The organism is Sphingomonas sp. Leaf339 (assembly GCF_001426195.1).
GTDB lineage: Bacteria > Pseudomonadota > Alphaproteobacteria > Sphingomonadales > Sphingomonadaceae > Sphingomonas.
This window is the reverse complement of the sequence record NZ_LMRS01000056.1, coordinates 256,828-273,143: the sequence shown is the minus strand read 5'-3', so window position 1 is coordinate 273,143 and position 16,316 is coordinate 256,828. Positions and strand designations below refer to the sequence as shown.

The 16,316-nt window shown below is 68.1% G+C and carries 16 protein-coding genes and 2 pseudogenes; 8 read left to right on the top strand and 10 right to left on the bottom strand.

Going from position 1 to position 16,316, the window contains the following annotated elements; all coding sequences use genetic code 11:
- Positions 1-96: 96 nt before the first annotated feature.
- Positions 97-654 (bottom strand): helix-turn-helix domain-containing protein, encoded by a 558-nt coding sequence (locus ASG67_RS16745; protein ID WP_056532417.1) that lies wholly within the window; start codon positions 652-654, stop codon positions 97-99.
- Between the two features lie 85 nt (positions 655-739).
- Between ASG67_RS16745 and ASG67_RS16740 the strand changes: the two genes are divergently transcribed.
- The 3 genes from ASG67_RS16740 to ASG67_RS16730 are packed head-to-tail and all read left to right on the top strand — an operon-like array spanning position 740 to position 3,007.
- A complete protein-coding gene (locus tag ASG67_RS16740; RefSeq protein ID WP_056532416.1) occupies positions 740-1,189 on the top strand; it encodes a DUF6456 domain-containing protein in 450 nt (149 codons plus the stop codon).
- Positions 1,190-1,214: 25 nt separating this feature from the next.
- The gene (dapF, locus tag ASG67_RS16735; RefSeq protein WP_056532414.1) at positions 1,215-2,162 is read left to right on the top strand and encodes a diaminopimelate epimerase; all 948 of its coding nucleotides are present in this window, start codon (positions 1,215-1,217) and stop codon (positions 2,160-2,162) included.
- Positions 2,163-2,188: 26 nt separating this feature from the next.
- Positions 2,189-3,007: an oxygenase MpaB family protein gene (locus tag ASG67_RS16730; protein WP_056532413.1), complete on the top strand. Its 819-nt coding sequence runs from the start codon at positions 2,189-2,191 to the stop codon at positions 3,005-3,007.
- Here the strand turns inward: ASG67_RS16730 and ASG67_RS16725 are convergent.
- From ASG67_RS16725 to ASG67_RS16695, 7 genes are all read right to left on the bottom strand, one after another.
- On the bottom strand, positions 3,004-3,744 hold the full coding sequence (locus ASG67_RS16725; protein WP_156460885.1) for a GIN domain-containing protein: 741 nt from the start codon (positions 3,742-3,744) through the stop codon (positions 3,004-3,006). The two genes, ASG67_RS16730 and ASG67_RS16725, sit on opposite strands and share 4 nt — an antisense overlap.
- Positions 3,745-3,780: 36 nt before the next feature.
- Positions 3,781-4,512, bottom strand: a complete 732-nt coding sequence (locus ASG67_RS16720; protein ID WP_162244375.1) for a head GIN domain-containing protein — start codon at positions 4,510-4,512, stop codon at positions 3,781-3,783.
- A 116-nt stretch (positions 4,513-4,628) separates the two neighbouring features.
- Positions 4,629-5,162, bottom strand: coding sequence for a CarD family transcriptional regulator (locus ASG67_RS16715; RefSeq protein WP_056532407.1), 534 nt, complete (start codon positions 5,160-5,162; stop codon positions 4,629-4,631).
- Between the two features lie 208 nt (positions 5,163-5,370).
- Positions 5,371-6,387 (bottom strand): proline iminopeptidase-family hydrolase, encoded by a 1,017-nt coding sequence (locus ASG67_RS16710; RefSeq protein WP_082543600.1) that lies wholly within the window; start codon positions 6,385-6,387, stop codon positions 5,371-5,373.
- A 7-nt stretch (positions 6,388-6,394) separates the two neighbouring features.
- Complete coding sequence (gene fdxA / locus ASG67_RS16705) at positions 6,395-6,736, bottom strand: ferredoxin FdxA (RefSeq protein WP_056532406.1); 342 nt, start codon at positions 6,734-6,736, stop codon at positions 6,395-6,397.
- Positions 6,737-6,787: 51 nt separating this feature from the next.
- On the bottom strand, positions 6,788-7,099 hold the full coding sequence (locus tag ASG67_RS16700) for a S4 domain-containing protein (RefSeq protein WP_056532404.1): 312 nt from the start codon (positions 7,097-7,099) through the stop codon (positions 6,788-6,790).
- Positions 7,092-9,563, bottom strand: a complete 2,472-nt coding sequence (locus tag ASG67_RS16695) for a helicase-related protein (RefSeq protein ID WP_056532402.1) — start codon at positions 9,561-9,563, stop codon at positions 7,092-7,094. The genes ASG67_RS16700 and ASG67_RS16695 overlap by 8 nt, the downstream gene beginning before the upstream one ends.
- Positions 9,564-9,773: 210 nt before the next feature.
- Between ASG67_RS16695 and ASG67_RS16690 the strand changes: the two genes are divergently transcribed.
- Complete coding sequence (locus ASG67_RS16690) at positions 9,774-11,246, top strand: M23 family metallopeptidase (RefSeq protein WP_056532400.1); 1,473 nt, start codon at positions 9,774-9,776, stop codon at positions 11,244-11,246.
- Positions 11,247-11,249: 3 nt separating this feature from the next.
- Here the strand turns inward: ASG67_RS16690 and ASG67_RS16685 are convergent, their stop codons facing one another.
- Positions 11,250-12,374: a DUF1176 domain-containing protein gene (locus ASG67_RS16685; RefSeq protein WP_082543599.1), complete on the bottom strand. Its 1,125-nt coding sequence runs from the start codon at positions 12,372-12,374 to the stop codon at positions 11,250-11,252.
- Between the two features lie 75 nt (positions 12,375-12,449).
- Here ASG67_RS16685 and ASG67_RS16675 point away from each other — a divergent pair, with 75 nt between their 5' ends.
- Entirely contained in the window at positions 12,450-13,319 is an 870-nt protein-coding gene (locus tag ASG67_RS16675; RefSeq protein WP_056532493.1) for a 3-hydroxybutyryl-CoA dehydrogenase, read from the top strand.
- 2 nt (positions 13,320-13,321) lie between these two features.
- Here the strand turns inward: ASG67_RS16675 and ASG67_RS16670 are convergent, their stop codons facing one another.
- Positions 13,322-13,978, bottom strand: coding sequence for a hypothetical protein (locus ASG67_RS16670; protein ID WP_156460884.1), 657 nt, complete (start codon positions 13,976-13,978; stop codon positions 13,322-13,324).
- A gap of 149 nt (positions 13,979-14,127) precedes the next feature.
- On the opposite strand from ASG67_RS16670, the pseudogene ASG67_RS16665 reads away from it, so the two are divergent.
- The 3 genes and pseudogenes from ASG67_RS16665 to ASG67_RS16660 all read left to right on the top strand — a co-directional run.
- Positions 14,128-15,351: pseudogene (locus ASG67_RS16665) on the top strand (esterase-like activity of phytase family protein); the annotation flags it as partial.
- A gap of 174 nt (positions 15,352-15,525) precedes the next feature.
- A pseudogene (locus tag ASG67_RS19910) lies at positions 15,526-15,639 on the top strand (PEPxxWA-CTERM sorting domain-containing protein); the annotation flags it as partial.
- 91 nt (positions 15,640-15,730) lie between these two features.
- Entirely contained in the window at positions 15,731-16,282 is a 552-nt protein-coding gene (locus ASG67_RS16660) for a fasciclin domain-containing protein (RefSeq protein ID WP_056532492.1), read from the top strand.
- Positions 16,283-16,316 lie beyond the last annotated feature (34 nt).

The following is a 16,316-nucleotide window of genomic DNA, read 5'->3' as shown; positions in this document are numbered from 1 at the left end:
TGGCCAACGACCTCGCGTCGAAAGGCCGGATACGTTTTCGCAGACTGCTCAGAATATTAGACACAAACCGCTTGCCGACGGGGCGAGCCATACGTTTTACAACGACCTGACCAGCCGGACCGGCAGCGCGAGCCACGCCGGGTCGTCCACCTGCTCACGCGGGGACGCGGGCGGCAGCAAGCGGATCACCTGACCCTCGATCGCCACCAGCCGCCCGAACGCAAATCGGCCGGCGGGCCGGGGGGCGAGCACATCGCGGTCGAGCGCGCGGGCGAAGTCGGCGGGGGCCAGCGTTTCGCACCATAACATGTCGCCCGCTCGGTAATCGCCGGTCGCGGTGCCGACGGTGATCGCCACCATGCCCGGCAGGACCACGGGTGGGGCGGCGGTGGCGGGGCGCCGCAGGGCATGGGCGCCAGTTTCGTCCAGCAACGCTGCAATGGGCAGATCCTGCCGATCGGGCAGGCGGACCAGGTCGGCCGCGGCCACGCCCAGCGCGGCGGCGATGCGGTTCAGCCAATCGACCGACACTGTGCGTGTACCGGTTTCCAGCCGTCCGATCGTCTGTGCGGTGGTCGGCGGCACGCATGCCTGCGCGACCTGATCCAGCGTCATGCCCTTGGCGCGGCGAACCTCCCGAATGGCGGTTATCATCGAATTTCTCCAACCGGATAGGTTCGCCACTGTCCTGCAACCGTGCCGTTATGGCAAGCCCATGCCGTCGGATAGGAGATGACGGATGCGTGAACTGGTGGAACGGACCTTGGGTGGCGAGGATGGGTCACGCGGGCGGCGGGTGATGATGAACGTCGCCGAATCACCGCTCGGCTGGCTGCGGGCGCGGGGGCTGGTAACGCCCCGGCAGTTCGAGGCAGGGGAGCGGTTGCGCACCGATTACGAACGCGCCTCGCTCGGCCCCAGCGTGACAATGCAGTGGAGCGCCCGCGTCGACGGATCGCGCGGCGGGATGGCGGACGACCCCGCCACCGCGCAACTGGCGGCCAAGCGCGGCTTCGATGCGGCGGTGGCGGCGGCGGGGCCGGGACTGGCCGACATCTTGTGGCGGGTGGTGTGTGCGGGGGAGGCATTGCCGGCGGCGGAAAAGGCGATGGGGTGGCCGGCACGGGCGGGGCGGCTGGTCCTGACACTGGCGCTGGACCGTGTGGCATCCCATTATGGGGTTCACTGACCACCTGCACCCGGACCCCATTCCCATGCGCCTGTCGATCGTCAAATGCCACGGATCGGGTAACGACTTCCCGCTGATCGACGCGCGTGGGCTGTCGCTATCGGATGGCGAGTGGGCGGGCGTGGCGCGGGCGCTGGCGGACCGGGCGGGGCCGGTGGGGGGCGACGGCCTGTTGCTGTTGCTGGACGGCAATGCGACGCACCCGATCGGTTTTCGCATGTTCAATGTCGACGGATCGGAGGCGGAGACGTGCCTGAACGGCCTGCGCTGCGTCGCGCGGGCAGGGTTCGATGCGCTGGCCGTCGAGCAGGCGGGCGTGCGACTGGTGAACTCGCTGGCGACCGTGGCACGCGATGCGGATATCGCGGCTGGGGTGTACACGGTGCGCGAGACGGCGGGGCCGGCGTCGCTGGATGTCACACGTTGGCCGATGCATGTCGGCGCCAGCCGTATCGTCGATGCGGCCGTCGCGCCGCTCGGCGAGCGGCTGTTCACGGCGGTGGCGATCCCCAATCCGCATCTGGTGAGCTTCGTCGAGGCGATCGAGAAGCCCGAGCTGGTACGGATCGGCGAGCAATGCGAAGCGGCGCCCGACTGGCTGCCGAACCGCGGCAATGTCAGCTTCGTGGTGGTCGGTGCCGATTCGCTATTTGTGCGCACCTATGAACGCGGTGTCGGCCTGACCAACAGTTGCGGCAGTGCGATGGCGGCATCGACCTATGCGGCGTGCCTGACCGGCCGGTGGCGGTTTGGTGAGCCGGTGACGGTGCTGAACCGTGGCGGACTGGTCCGTGCGGTGGCGGACGAAGACGCCATGGTGACGCTGTCGGGCAATGCGACGTTCGAATGGGCTGGCGAGGTGACCGTCGATATCGCCGCCGGGGTTGCGAGCGATCTGGTGGTGACGGCGCGCTATCCGGCCGAGGTCGAGGCGTGGGCGGCGGTGGCGGCGCAGGCGACCGCCTTTCGTTGACGGGTCGGACGCCCCATAACTGTTTGATGGATATACGACAGGCGATCGGTGGACGGGTCCATGGGCTGGTGGGGTCCGGGGAGATGGACCTGTCGCGGCCGGCGGGCGATCCGGGGCTGTTCGGGCCGGGATCGGCTACCTGGGCGGTGCATGGCGACTTCACCAGCATGATGATCGGCGGCGTCTGTTCGCTGCTGGTACAGATGCTGCACCCCGCCGCGCTGGCGGGAGTGTTGGACCACAGCGATTTTCGCCGCGACATGACCGGGCGGCTGAAGCGGACGGCGCAGTTCATCTCCACCACCACGTTCGGGTCCACGGCGGCGGCGGAGCGGATGATCGGCCGGGTGCGATCGATCCATGACCGGGTGGCGGGGACGCTGCCCGACGGCACGCCCTATTCGGCGAACGATCCCGACCTGCTGACCTGGGTCCACGCGGCGGAGATCGACAGCTTCCTGCGGGCGCATCTCCGCTATCGCGATCCGGCGATGCCGGTCGCGCGACAGAACGCCTATGTCGCTGAGATGGGCGAGGTCGCGCGGCGGCTGGGCGCGGTGGACGTGCCGGCAACGCGGGCGGCGCTGACCACGTACCTGACGGCGATGCGGCCGGCGCTGCGCGTCGATGATCGCACGCGCGAGATGGCGCGGCGGTTATTGCGGCAGCCGTCGCCCAGTTTGCTGAACGCGCCCGTCAATGTGGTAATGATGCAGGCGGGCGTCGACCTGATGCCGCGCTGGGCGGCGACGCTGCATGGTTTAGATGTGCCGGTGGCGGGCAAGCCGGCTATCCGGCTGGGGGCGATGGGGGTGGGCCGGCTGATGCGCTGGGCGCTGCGTTAATTGCCTGTTCCACAGGTAACGGGGCCACCGTTGCCGCGACGGATGGTGCATTTGCCGTTGCCGGTCACGGTGACGCTGCCGACGCCGGTGTTCGATATCTGCGCTGTGTAACGGGCGTGGCCGGCGATGCTGCCGGTGCCGTCGAGCAGGACGATCAGGTCGCCTGCCTCCAGCTTGGCCGCGTCCAGTGTTGCCGGGCCGTTGGCGACGAGTCGCGCGCGGGTGGTGCGGCCGGCGACGGTAATGGTGCCGGCACCGACGATCGTCGCGTTTAGGTCGGTCCCGGTCGCCTGATCGACCGCCACGGCACCGGCGCCGGTGACGGACAGGTCGATGCGGTCGCCCTTGGCGGCGGTGGCGGTGATGCGGGCGCCGGCCACCGACGAGATTGCGGCGAGGGACGGGGTGCCGAGCGATACCGTGAGTGGCTCTCGATCGATAGAACCGTGCGGGCGCTCTCCCCAGGCGCTGGTGGCGGCGGGGCGGATGACGAGGGTGCGGCCGTCGAGCCGCACGTCGATCGCCTCTATTGCGTCACGACCGCCGGTGATGCGGGCGGCGGGGGACGCGCCGGTCGTGACGCGAACCTCGATCGGTCCATCGACCCGCAACCGGTCGAAGCTGCCGATGCCGACCGTCCGCTCCGCACCGAATGCAGGGGCGGCGATCAGCGCGAAGAGGAGGATGGCCCGCATCGGCGGACTGTCGCGCGGCAACGCGTCGGGCGCAAGTCGCACCGTGAGCCCGTCATAGGGTGACGGTGCGGCGGCGGATCAGCCGCAATGCACCTTGCCGGCGCCCATCTTCGTAACCGAGCATTTCGCGCCGCCGGTGATGGTGACGTCGCCCGACCCCATGATCGTCACGTCGGCGTTGCGCAGCACCGTCGCCTGCACGTCGCCGGCGCCGGCGATCGTCACCTCGGCGGTGTCGGCGCGCAGCGGCTGGGCGCGGACCTTGCCCGATCCGCCGATCGAAATCTCGAGCGACCGGGCGGTGCCGGCGGCGGCGATATCGCCCGATCCGCCGATCGCGAATTCGGCCTTGTCCACCTTCAGCCCGCGAATATCGAGCCGGCCGGAGCCACCGATATTACCATTGAACGACGAACCTTCGACCCGGTCGACGACGATCGTGCCAGACCCGCCGATGTCGGCACCGGTGATACGGGGCATGGTGATGAGGAAGCGGATCTTGTCGCTGCTGCCCCAATTGAAGCCCTTGCGACGCGACAGCTTAAGTGAGGTGCCGTCGCGTTCGATCTTGATCTTGTCGAGCGCGGCGGGGGTGCCGATGGCCTTGACCGAATAGTCGGGACCGACGCGAACCTCGACATCGCCACCCGCACCGAGGCCGATGCTGGTGAAATCGGTGACGGCATAGCTGCGCTCCGATCCCGTTCCCGATGCGGCGATGCCGTCATCGTCGGACCGGCCCATCGAACAAGCGGCAACCGGGATGGCGACTAGGGCGAGCAGAACGGACAGGTGGCGTGAGCGGATCATGAGGCATCTCCCCTTTGTGTATTGGTGTGTTAATACACAACAGTTAGGAGTGCAAACGAGAAAGGGCGGCCCGTCACCGGACCGCCCTTCCATATCGAACTGCCGATCGACGCCCGTCAGGCGGTCGGCTTATCTTTATTGTAGATCGCGGCGGCGGCACGGAGGATCTCGAGAATCTTCTCCTGTGCCTTGGGCTCGTCGACCTCTTCCATCGCAGCGAGTTCGCGGGCGAGGCGGCTGGTCGCCGCTTCGAAGATCTGGCGCTCGGAATAGCTCTGCTCGGGCTGGTCGTCGGCGCGGAACAGGTCGCGGACCACTTCGGCGATCGACACGAGGTCGCCCGAATTGATCTTCGCCTCATATTCCTGTGCACGGCGCGACCACATGGTCCGCTTGACCTTGGGCTTGCCCTTCAGCGTGTCCATCGCCTCCTGCATCGTCTTGTCGGACGACAGTTTGCGCATGCCCACGCTTTCGGCCTTGTTGGTCGGCACACGAAGCGTCATCCGCTCCTTCTCGAAGCGCAGCACATAGAGTTCCAGCGTCATGCCAGCGATTTCGGAGCGTTGCAGCTCGATCACGCGGCCGACGCCGTGCTTTGGGTACACGACATAATCACCGACATCGAAGGACAGTGCCTTGACAGCCATTTGCAAAGGGCCTTTCTGGATCAGATTCCGCAGGCGGGTGTGTGGCGGCGGGGGTGTCGCACACGAACCGGACGGGAATGATGGATCGAACGTCTCCAGGCGGGCGGTAATTTATACCGCACCCGATGACGCAGTTTAACATGTCTGTAAGAAAATTACCAGCGACAGGAATCGTGTAACGCGACCGGCGGCGGATTTTGCGTGGCCGTTACGCTCTGCGTGGGTCGTGGCGTGACAGCCAAGGGCGGAGCACGCCTAGCGTTTCATCCGGCCGGTCGCCGAACAGATGGTGCGATGCCCCCGGCACCACCGCGAATTCGGCGCCCGGAACCCGCATCGCGAATGCTTCGGCCGTGTCGGGCCGCGCCTCGTCATACTGGCCGACGATGAACAGCGTGCCGGGGCCGTCCAGCCGGGCGAGTAGCGGTTCGCCGTCATAGTCCTTCAGCGTGCCCGTCGCGACGAACTCGCTAGCGCCCCACATCGTCCGGTAGAGTAATGGGTTGAAGCCGCCGCCCTGGCGTGACTGACGGGCGGCCAGCGTCGCCGAGCTGGGCGGTTCGCGGCCGTTGAACTGGCGATAGAAGGCGCCGGTTGCGGCAGAGCAGGCGGTCTCGGCCGGGGGCGTGGGTGAATCGCAGGCGATCAGCGTCTTCTGCACCGCGGCGGGCAGACGGGTGCGCAGGATATCGGCATCGGCGATCCAGCTACGGGTCGAGATCAACGGGCTGGCCAGCACCAGTCCTGCCAGTGCCGCCGGTCGCCGCGCGCCATATTCCAGCGCGACCGTGCCGCCCCAGCTATGCCCGCAGACGTGCCAGCGGGGGATGCCGAGCGCGGTGCGGATCGCTTCCAGCTCATCAGTGAAGCGGGCGACGGTCCAGTTGGCGGGATCGTCGGGCCGGTCCGACCGGCCGCTGTCGAGCTGGTCGTACAGGACGACGGCGCGGTGCGGACCCTGGCGGGGGTCGGCGAGCGCCAGCGCATCCAGATAGCCGTCATGCGTGCCACCCGGTCCACCATGGACGAAGACGACGGGCATTTGCGGACCGGCGAGGTCGCCGTTGATGCGGACATAGACACGGCCACCGGTGACGGGGACCATCAGTTCGCGCGTCGGTGCGGGGAACCGGTCGAATCGGGCGAGCGCCGGTGCCGCCAGCCCGGCCATGACGCCGACCCCGATACCGGCGATCAGCGTGCGTCGGTCGAGCGCGGCGGTCATCGGCCGGTCAGTCGCCGGCGCCGGGTTCCGGATTGAAATATTTGTCGAACTTGCCCTCGACGCCCTTGAACTCATCGGCGTCGGGCGGCGTCTGCTGCGCGTTGCGGGTGACGTTGGGCCATTGCGCCGAGAAGGTGGTGTTCAGCTCCAGCCACTTCTCCAGCCCGTTCTCGGTATCGGGCAGGATCGCCTCGGCCGGGCATTCCGGTTCGCACACGCCGCAGTCGATGCATTCGGACGGATTGATGACGAGCATGTTCTCGCCCTCGTAGAAGCAGTCCACGGGACATACCTCGACGCAATCCATATACTTGCAGCGGATGCACGCGTCGGTGACGACGTAGGTCATGGGAAGCTCCGGAACATAACGCGGCGCTGCTATGCCGCATGGCGATAGACGTCAATCAAGCTGATCTTGCTGCGAGACGTTAGCAGCTTGCAGATCGATATAGCACCCCCCGGCTTCGGCGGGTGGGCCGCGCCGGTGCGGCAGCGATTCGATGCGCAGGACGCGGATCTGGCCGCCATGGGTAGCGAAGGTCAGGATGTTGCCGATGCGGACACCGACATGCGCGCGGTCGATCGCGCGGCCGTTCAGGCGGAGGTGTCCATCGCCGGCGATCGCCTTGGCCGCCTCACGCGTCTTGGCCAGTCGTGCCCACCACAGAAAGCGGTCGAGGCGCATGGTCGCGGCGCCCGGCAGGTCAGCCATGGCCGAACAGTCCCGCCAGACCGGCGAACGCATTTTCGCTCGCTGGCACGACGACCGCGCGTCGGGCGGGCGGGCGGCCGCGCCAGACCCAGGCGTCGTTCGCGGGACGGAAGCCGAGTTCGGTCATCAGCCGCGCGAGCGTACCCGGTTCCAGCCCGATCGAGGTGGCAAGCGCAGGGTCGGGCATAAACGGCTTGCGGCCGGCGCGGGCATCGTGCGCGGCGCGGGCGATGCGTTCGACCAGATCGACGCGCACCGCCTGTGCGCCGAGCGGACGGAAACCGGCGGCGACACTCGCGCCCGGTGCGTCGCGTAGGAGGACGGTGGCGCCGGCGACCGCCATATCTGGCGGAGTTTCGCGAACCGCCAGCAACGCGCGGCGCCATTCGGCGGCGGCGGGTTTCAGCAGGCGCGGGTCGAACAGGTCGAGCGCGCCGACGACGAGGCCGAACCCGCGCAATCGCCGCCGCTCCTCTGGTGCCAACGCGTCGAGCGACAGTCTGAGCGGCAGGCGTGGCACGATGCCGCCGGCCGACTCGACCGCCGCCGCGACCACGCGAAACGCGGACGTAGCGGCGGGATCGCGGGCGGCATCGGCCAGCGCGACGAGCGCCGGCACGCGGCGGCGAGCGGTGTCGGCGAACCAGCGCGCCAGCCGGTCAGCGATCCGGTCGCGCGCAGCGCGATCGAGCGAATCGAGCTCGTGGTCGAGCACCAGTCGCGGCCGGGCGAGCGATCGACCGGCCGCGAGGGTCGCGACGCGGTGGCCGGTCCACAATACCTCGCCCGCCGCCAGCGCGAACGCGGTGTCGGGCGCGTCGGCCAGCGCGGCGGCGCGGCGGCCGCGTTCGGCGCCGAGCCGCTTTTCGGCGGCGGCGAGCAGCATACGCTTGTAGCTGGCGCGGGCGCCGGGTTCGACGGTGAAACGGAAGCCGTCGAGGCGACCGATCGGGTGGTCCTCCACCGTCACCTCGCCCTCAGGCCCGACGACGACGGGCAGCGCGCCGGCATCGGCCCCGATCTGGCGGATCAGCGCGGTGGTGCGCTTGTCGACGAACCGCTGCGTCAGGCTGGCGTGGAGGCCGTCGGACAGGCGTTCCTCGATCGCGGCGGTGCGGCCGGCCCATTCGGCGGGGTCGGCCAGCCAGTCGGGGCGCTGCGCGATATACGCCCAACTGCGGATCGCGGCGAGGCGACCGGCCAGCGTCTCGACATCGCCGGCGATGGTGTCGAGCCGGGCGATCTCGTCCGCGAACCATTGGTGCGGGATGTGGCCGCGACCCTCGGTCAGGTGTTTGAATACGCGCTCGACGAAGCGGGTGTGTGGGTCAAGGCCGAGCTTGCGGAAATCGGGGATCCCGCACGCCGCCCACAGCCGCCTGACCATCGATGGATGGCGGGTACGGTCGCGGACCCACGGCTCGTCGGCCAGACGCTTCAGTACCAGCAGATCGGTCGAGGCGGGGGGCGCGCGCAGCACGCCGGGCGGTGGTGGGCGTTCCAGACCGGCGATCAGCGCGTCGACGCTGCCGGTGTCGGGACTGCCATCGCGCCAATAGAGGTTTTCGAGACGGGGAAAGCGGTGTTCCTCGATCGCGAAGACCTCTTCGGGCAGGAACGCGCCGGGGCCTTCGTCGACCAGCGCGCCGAACGTGCCATCGCGCTGGTGGCGGCCGGCGCGGCCGGCGATCTGCGCCATTTCCGCCACCGTCAGGCGACGCTGGCGCTGGCCATCGAATTTGTTGAGCGAGGCGAAGGCGACATGGGCGACATCCATGTTCAGGCCCATGCCGATCGCGTCGGTGGCGACGAGGTAATCGACCTCGCCCGCCTGGAACATCGCGACCTGCGCGTTACGGGTGCGGGGGGACAGCGCGCCCATCACCACCGCCGCACCGCCGCGCAACCGGCGCAGCATCTCGGCGACCGCGTACACCTCCTCCGCACTGAACGCGACGATGGCGGAGCGTTTGGGTAGGCGGCTGATCTTCTTCGCGCCGGCATAGCTGAGCGTCGAGAAGCGCGGGCGGCCGACGATTTCGGCATCGGGGACCAGCGCTTTCACCATCGGGCGCAATGCCTCGGAGCCGAGGATCATCGTCTCTTCGCGCCCGCGCATCCGGAGCAGGCGGTCGGTAAAGACATGGCCGCGCTCGCGATCAGCGCCCAGTTGCGCCTCGTCCAGCGCGACGAAGGCGGCGTCGTGATCGGCGGGCATCGATTCGGCGGTGCAGAGGAACCAGCGCGCCTGGGGCGGCACGATCTTCTCCTCGCCGGTCACCAGCGCGACGCTGGCCGCGCCCTTGATCGCGACGACGCGGTCGTAGACCTCGCGCGCCAGCAGGCGCAGCGGGAAGCCGATGATGCCGCTGGAATGCGCGGTCATCCGCTCGATCGCGAGGTGCGTCTTGCCCGTGTTGGTCGGGCCGAGAACGGCGGTCACGCCGGAGACGCGGCTGGTCATGGCCGGTAACATCGGGGCTCTCGCGTTGTTGCGCAACGGGTTATCGACGGTTCCGTGTCCGAATGCGGGTCGGCGCGAGGGTGCCACCGCCCGTCGCAGCCAGGCGGCATCGGCCGGCGGGTTAATTTGACTTTAGCAAGTCGCGTGCACAATCCTGACGACCGACGCCGGGGGGAACGGCGATATCATCCGTGTCGAGAGTGTCGCCCGTTGTATCTGAAAACCGATCAGGGTCTGGAATTCGCCGGCGGCACCAGCGCGCGTGGTTTTGGCCGAGCAGTGGCAGTTCCCGTCGCCAGCGACTGGCGTGCGCGCGCTGCGGCGATCGACTGGGTGCCCGATCTGGGTGCGCGGATCGGCAGCCGCGACTGGTGGCGGGGGCTTGCGACCTGCACGGCGCTGTGTGCCGCGACCATCGCATTGTCGCCCGGATTTCACCGGCCATTGGTGGGGTCCGTCCCCGCCCGGCTGAACGATGCCGAGCAGGAGCAGGCGCGCGCGCAGGCGATCGCGCCGCTGGCGCTGGGCAGCGGCACCGGCCGGCGGCTGGTGGACAGCGACCTGGTCCGTCCGCTCGCCGAGGCACCCGAGCGGCCGCAGATCGATCTGTCTGCCACACTGGGGCAAGGAGACTCCTTTCAACGGGCGCTAGAACGCGCCGGGGTCGGACGGCCGCAGGCGGACGAGGCGACACGGCTGGTTGTTGGGGCGGCATCGCTGTCCGATATCCCCGCCGGGACGCGCATCGCGCTGACGCTGGGGCGACGCGCCAGCCGGGCGATGCCGCGGCCGTTGGAGCAACTGTCGCTGCGCGCGCGCTTCGATCTGGCGGTGGCGGTGGTGCGTGACGGCAACGGGCTGCGGCTGGATCGCAAGCCGATCGCGGTGGATCACACGCCGCTGCGCATCCAGGGGCTGGTGGGATCGAGCCTCTATCGATCGGCGCGGGCGGCGGGTGTGCCGGCGCGGGCGGTCGAGGCGTATATCAAGGCGATGGCCACGCGATTGTCGATCGGCCGCGACGTGCAGGCAGCGGACAGTTTCGACATGGTGATCGAACAGGATCGCGCCGCGACGGGTGAGACGAAGCTGGGCGATCTGTTGTTCGCCGGGCTGGATCAGGGCCGCAAGGCGATCCGGCTGCTGCACTGGACGGGCAATGGCGAGCGCGATGCGGCGTGGTTCGACGCCGCCGGGCAGGCCGAACGGCGCGGCACGATGGGGATGCCGGTGGCGGGGCGCGTGACGTCGAATTTCGGGATGCGGATGCATCCGTTGCTGGGCTTCATGCGGATGCACAAGGGGCTGGATATCGCTGCCCCTTATGGCGCGCCGATCCTCGCGGCGATCGACGGTGTCGTCGCCAGCGCTGGGCGGAATGCGGGCTATGGCAATTTCGTGAAGCTGAACCATGCTGCTGGCCTTGCCAGCGGGTACGGCCATATGAGCCGGATCGCGGTGCGACCCGGGGAGCGCGTGCGGCAGGGGCAGGTGATCGGCTATATTGGATCGACGGGCATGTCGACGGGGCCGCATCTGCACTGGGAAGTGTGGCGCAACGGACAGTCGATCAACCCGCGCTCGATCTCGTTCAGCAGCGTCGCGCGCTTGTCGGGCGAGAATCTGCGGGCGTTCAAGCGGCAGGTGGCGAACCTGCTGGCGGTGAGGCCAGGCGGCCGCTGATCATCAGCGGCGGACGATCTGCGCCCGCCATGTCGGGATATAGTTGGGATTACCGCGACACTCGCCCATCTCGCTCTGTTCCGACAAGCGCAGGCGGGTGCCGTCCCAGACGAACGTTTGCGCGACGCCGCAATCGCCGAGGCCGCGACCCTTGGCGAAGCTGCGCAGTTCGCCGTCCTTCCACTCGCCGTTGACGACGCTCGATACCGCCGAGTCGGGGCCGGCGGGGGTTTCCGAAAAACCAGACGGCGCATCGGTGAGCGCCGGTTCCACCTGGTCGCCGCGCAGGATGAACATCGCCGCCGACATGTTGTATGCGCCGAGCGAGCAGGGCAGCAGCACCAGCGTCGCGCCGCCACCCAGCGCATAGGTTTCGGGCCGGAACAGGTCGCCATTATCGATCCGCGATGGCTCGCACTGCGCTCGGCGTCGCATCGCGGCGAGTTGTTGCTTGTTGGGGTCGGCGGCGGTGCCGCTGGGCGTGACGGCCTGAATGATCGGGGCAGGCTGCCGGGCTGGCACGGCGGATGCGGGTTTGTCACCTTTGGCGACGAGGGCGGTCGTGGTGCTGACCCGGCCCTGCTGATCGTCGATCCAGCGCAGCGCCGCCGAAGCGCCCTTTAGCGACAGACGCGCGCGGGGGCGGTCACCAGCCTCGATCACCACAAGTTTTTTTCCTGAGGCCATCGCCGTCACAGCCTTGTCCGCGTCGGTGCCGGTCAGGGTAGGCAGGGCTACCCGCCGGCCGTCGACCGTCACTGCGACCGGTTTGACGGCAGATCCGTCACCCAGCGGCGTAAAGGCGATTTCCATCGCACCGTCCGGCCCCGGCTGGCGCATGATCGCCATCGTGACGGGCGGGAATTCGCCGCCATCGGGGCCGAGCGAGGCGAGGGTACAGAGGCGGGTGTTGTCGCAACCTACCGCCCAGTCGCCGAAGGTCTTTAGCGTTCCCGGCTTCACGGCGGTGGCCGTGGCGGAGGACGCGGACGCGACGGCAGCGGAGGTAGCGGTCGCCACGGGGGCGGGCGAGTCAGCATTGGCGACGGTATCGGTCGCGGCCGGCTCGGTGGAGCAGCCGGCAAGGGCGGTGGCGGCCAACAGGGCGGCAGAGATCGTTACGCGCATGGCGATGATAACCGCCGCCTAGCCGCCTCGTTCCCCGATCTGTATGTCGGCCCCAAACGACATGGAGAGAGCATGATGCAGACGATAGGTGTGATCGGGGCGGGACAGATGGGCGCGGGGATCGCGCAGGTATCGGCCCAGGCGGGCTTTCGCGTGCTGCTCGCCGATGTGTCGCTGGCGCAGGCCGAAAACGGTCGTGCCGGTATCGCCAAGGCACTCGACCGACTGGTGACGAAGGAAAAGATCACCGCCGAGGCGCGTGACGCAACGCTGGCGGGAATCGAGCCGGTCGAGAGCGTCGCGGTGATGGGCGATTGCACGCTGGTGATCGAGGCGGCGACCGAGCGGGAGGCGATCAAGCGCCAGATTTTCGCCGATGTCGGAAAGGTGCTGGGCGCGGATGCGGTGTTGGCATCGAACACCTCGTCGATCCCGATCACGCGGCTGGCACAGGCATCGCCCGATCCGGCTCGGTTCGTGGGCGTGCATTTCTTCAACCCAGTGCCGGTGATGGGCCTGATCGAACTGATCCGCGGTCTCGCCACCTCGGACGAGACGGTCGCCAAGGTCGAAGCCTATGCGCAGGCGCTGGGCAAGCGGGTGGTGCGGGCCAACGACGCGCCGGGCTTCATCGTCAACCGCGTGCTGATGCCGATGTTGAACGAGGCGTGCTTCGCGTTGGGCGAGGGCGTGGCGACGATCCCGGATATCGATGCCGCCTGCCAACTGGGGCTGAACCACCCGATGGGGCCGTTGACGCTGGCAGACTTCATCGGCCTCGACACCTGTCTGGAGATCACGCGGGTCCTGTTTGAGGGGACGGGCGATCCCAAGTTCCGGCCGGCACCGCTGCTGGTGAAATATGTCGAGGCGGGCTGGTACGGGCGCAAGACCGGGCGTGGATTTTACGATTATTCGGGCGACGAGCCGGTGCCGACGCGCTGATCTCAGGTCAGGCGGGGCAGTTCGCTACGGGTGATCCTGCCGTCGTAATTGGTGTCGAGCGTGGCGAAGCGCTGTTCGGCGGCGGCCTGCATCTCGGCGCGGTCGATGCCGCGGTTCATGTTGCGGTCGGCGGCGACGATGGGTTCGGGCAGCGCGAGATAGCCGTAGCGGCCGGCACCCTGTAACCCGGCGCGGGTCGGGGTGGCGCCGCCTGGTGGGCCACCACGACCGCCGCCTCCCCGTTCACCGCTGGGCGATCCGCTGCGGCTGCCACCATTGCCGCCGCGCACGCGGATTTCCGGCGCCACCACGGTTTCGTAGCGAACGATGTCGGCCGGATCGATCTCGCCATCGACGCCTTGATCAAGCACCGCGAAGAACCGCATCGCATCGGCGACGAATTCGGCGCGGGTCAGGTGGCCGTCGCCGTCGCGATCGGCACCGATGAACCACAATTGGTCGGGGCTGTGCGCGGCGTGGAATGGTTCGCCGGCCGGGCTGATGAACAGGCGATCGCCCGGTGCCGGGCCGAAGTCCGGGCCGCCCGGCGGCGGGCCGTCGGGACGATGCGCGCAGCCGACGAGGCAGAGGGCGGTCAGCCCGAACAGCACGGCGGGGGCGAAGGCGAAGGCGGGGCAGGACAGAACGCGGCGGGGCATCGACAATGGCTCCATGAAGGTCCGCTGCCTCGGCCCGCCACGTTGCGTCGGTGTTTCAAAACGTAACAGGACGGGCGCCTCCGCCACCGGCCGTCACGTGGCTGTCACCGAAGTCCTGTTTATCGCGGATAATTAACAGGGGAATAACCATGCGCCATTCGTTTTCCGCCTCCGTGGCCGTCGCCGCCGTGCTTGCCGTCACCGCACCTGCCAGCGCAGCGACGCTGGTATCGCAATTCAGCGTTGCGGGCGGCACCACCGACCTGTCGGGTCTAACCGGCGCCGGATCGAACCGGCTGGGCGGGTTCGGATCGGACCTGAGCTATGACGCTGCGACCGGCATGTTCTGGGGCATGACCGACCGGGGGCCGGGTGGCGGCGTGCTACCCTATACGCCGCGGTTGCAGGGTTTCACGCTGGATATCGATAACAACAGCGGCGCGATCAACGGCTTCAATCTGCAAAGCACGGTGCTGTTCAAACAAGCGAACGGACAGGACTTCAGCGGCCTGAACCCGCAGATCCTGAACGGCAGCGCGGCGACGCTGGGCGGGTCACTCGATCCCGAAGGTCTGGCGAGACTGCCCAACGGCAATCTGTTGGTGTCCGACGAATATGGTCCGTCGGTGTACGAGTTCACGCCCGCCGGCAATTTCGTTCGTGCGTTCGCGACGCCCGCCAATCTCGTGTCCAAGGATGCCACAGGCACGACCAATTACGTCGATGGCCGTCCCACGATCACCACGGGCCGGCAGGACAATCGCGGGTTCGAGGGGCTGACGGTCAGTCCGGACGGCAAGACCGCCTATGCCGTGTTGCAGGACCCGCTGGTCAACGAGGGCCAGAACACCAATAACGGCACGACCAACTCCGAAGGCCGCTTCAGCCGCAACGTCCGCATCGTCGCCTATGACGTCGCAACGGGCGCGGAGAAGGCGCAGTACATTTATCAGCTGGAAGCGATCGCCGACATCAACGGCCGCATCCCCGGCACCTCGAACGATTTCAACATCAACGCGCAGGGCCGCTCGATCGGCGTGTCGGCGATCCAGGCGGTGAATGACGGTACGCTGCTGGTGCTGGAACGCGACAATCGCGGGTTGGGTGTGGACGATCCCACGGCGGCGATGCCCGTCGCCTCCAAGCGCATCTACAGGATCGACCTGGCCGACGCGACCGATGTCAGCAAGATCAGCCTGTCGGGCACCAACACGCTGCCCGCCGGGGTGAATCCAGTGGTAAAGACGGCGACGCCGTTCCTCGACATCGCCGCGGCGCTCCGCGCGATGGGCATGACCGTGCCGGAGAAGATCGAGGGCTTCGCGTTCGGACCGCGGCTGGCGGATGGCAGCTACACGCTGATCGTTGTGACCGACAATGACTTCTCGGTCACGCAGAGTGGCGCGGCCAACACCCAGTTCGACGTCTGCACCAGCGGCGCGGGCGGGACGAGCAGCCAGGTGGCGCTGGGTGCGGCATGCCCGACCGGGCAGACGCTGATCCCGAACCTGATCTACAGCTTCAAGCTGAGCGAGGCGGAATACCGCACGCTGACCGGCGCGGTGCCGGAGCCGACCACCTGGGCGATGATGGTACTGGGCTTTGGGCTGGTCGGTGCGGCGGCGCGGCGCCGGTCGCGGGTGCGCGTCCGCTTCGCCTGATCGATATCTGTCGGGGCTTTGCGTCGTTTTGCGGCGCGGCCCGTATCTTCTGTCGGCCGCCGCTGATGGTAGCCGACAGGAGACGATGTCCATGAGACGATCGATACGGACGATAATGCTGGCCGCCGCGCTTGCCAGCGGCGGCGCGGTGATCGCGGCGCAGAAGAACCCGATGGTCGGCGGCGCGGCGATGTATCCGACGAAGACGATCGTCGAAAATGCCGTGAACTCGCGGGATCACACCACGCTGGTCGCCGCGGTGAAGGCGGCCGGGCTGGTCGATACGCTGTCGGGACCGGGGCCGTTCACGGTCTTCGCGCCGACCAACGCGGCCTTTGCGAAGCTGCCGGCCGGCACGGTCGACACGCTGCTGAAGCCGGAGAACAAGGATCAACTGGTCGCCGTTCTGACCTATCACGTCGTGCCCGGCCGCATCACCGCCGCCGATATCGCCGCGAAGGCCAAGGCAAATGGCGGCAACGCGGTCTACACCACGGTACAGGGTGAGCCGCTGACGTTCCACAAGGCCGGCAGTGGCTGGGCGATCATGGACGGCAAGGGCCATATGGGCCGCATCACCATCGCCAATGTGATGCAATCGAACGGCATCATCCACGTGATCGATACGGTGGTCACGCCCTGACGGATGCGACGGGAGGCCGATTGGCCTCCCGTCC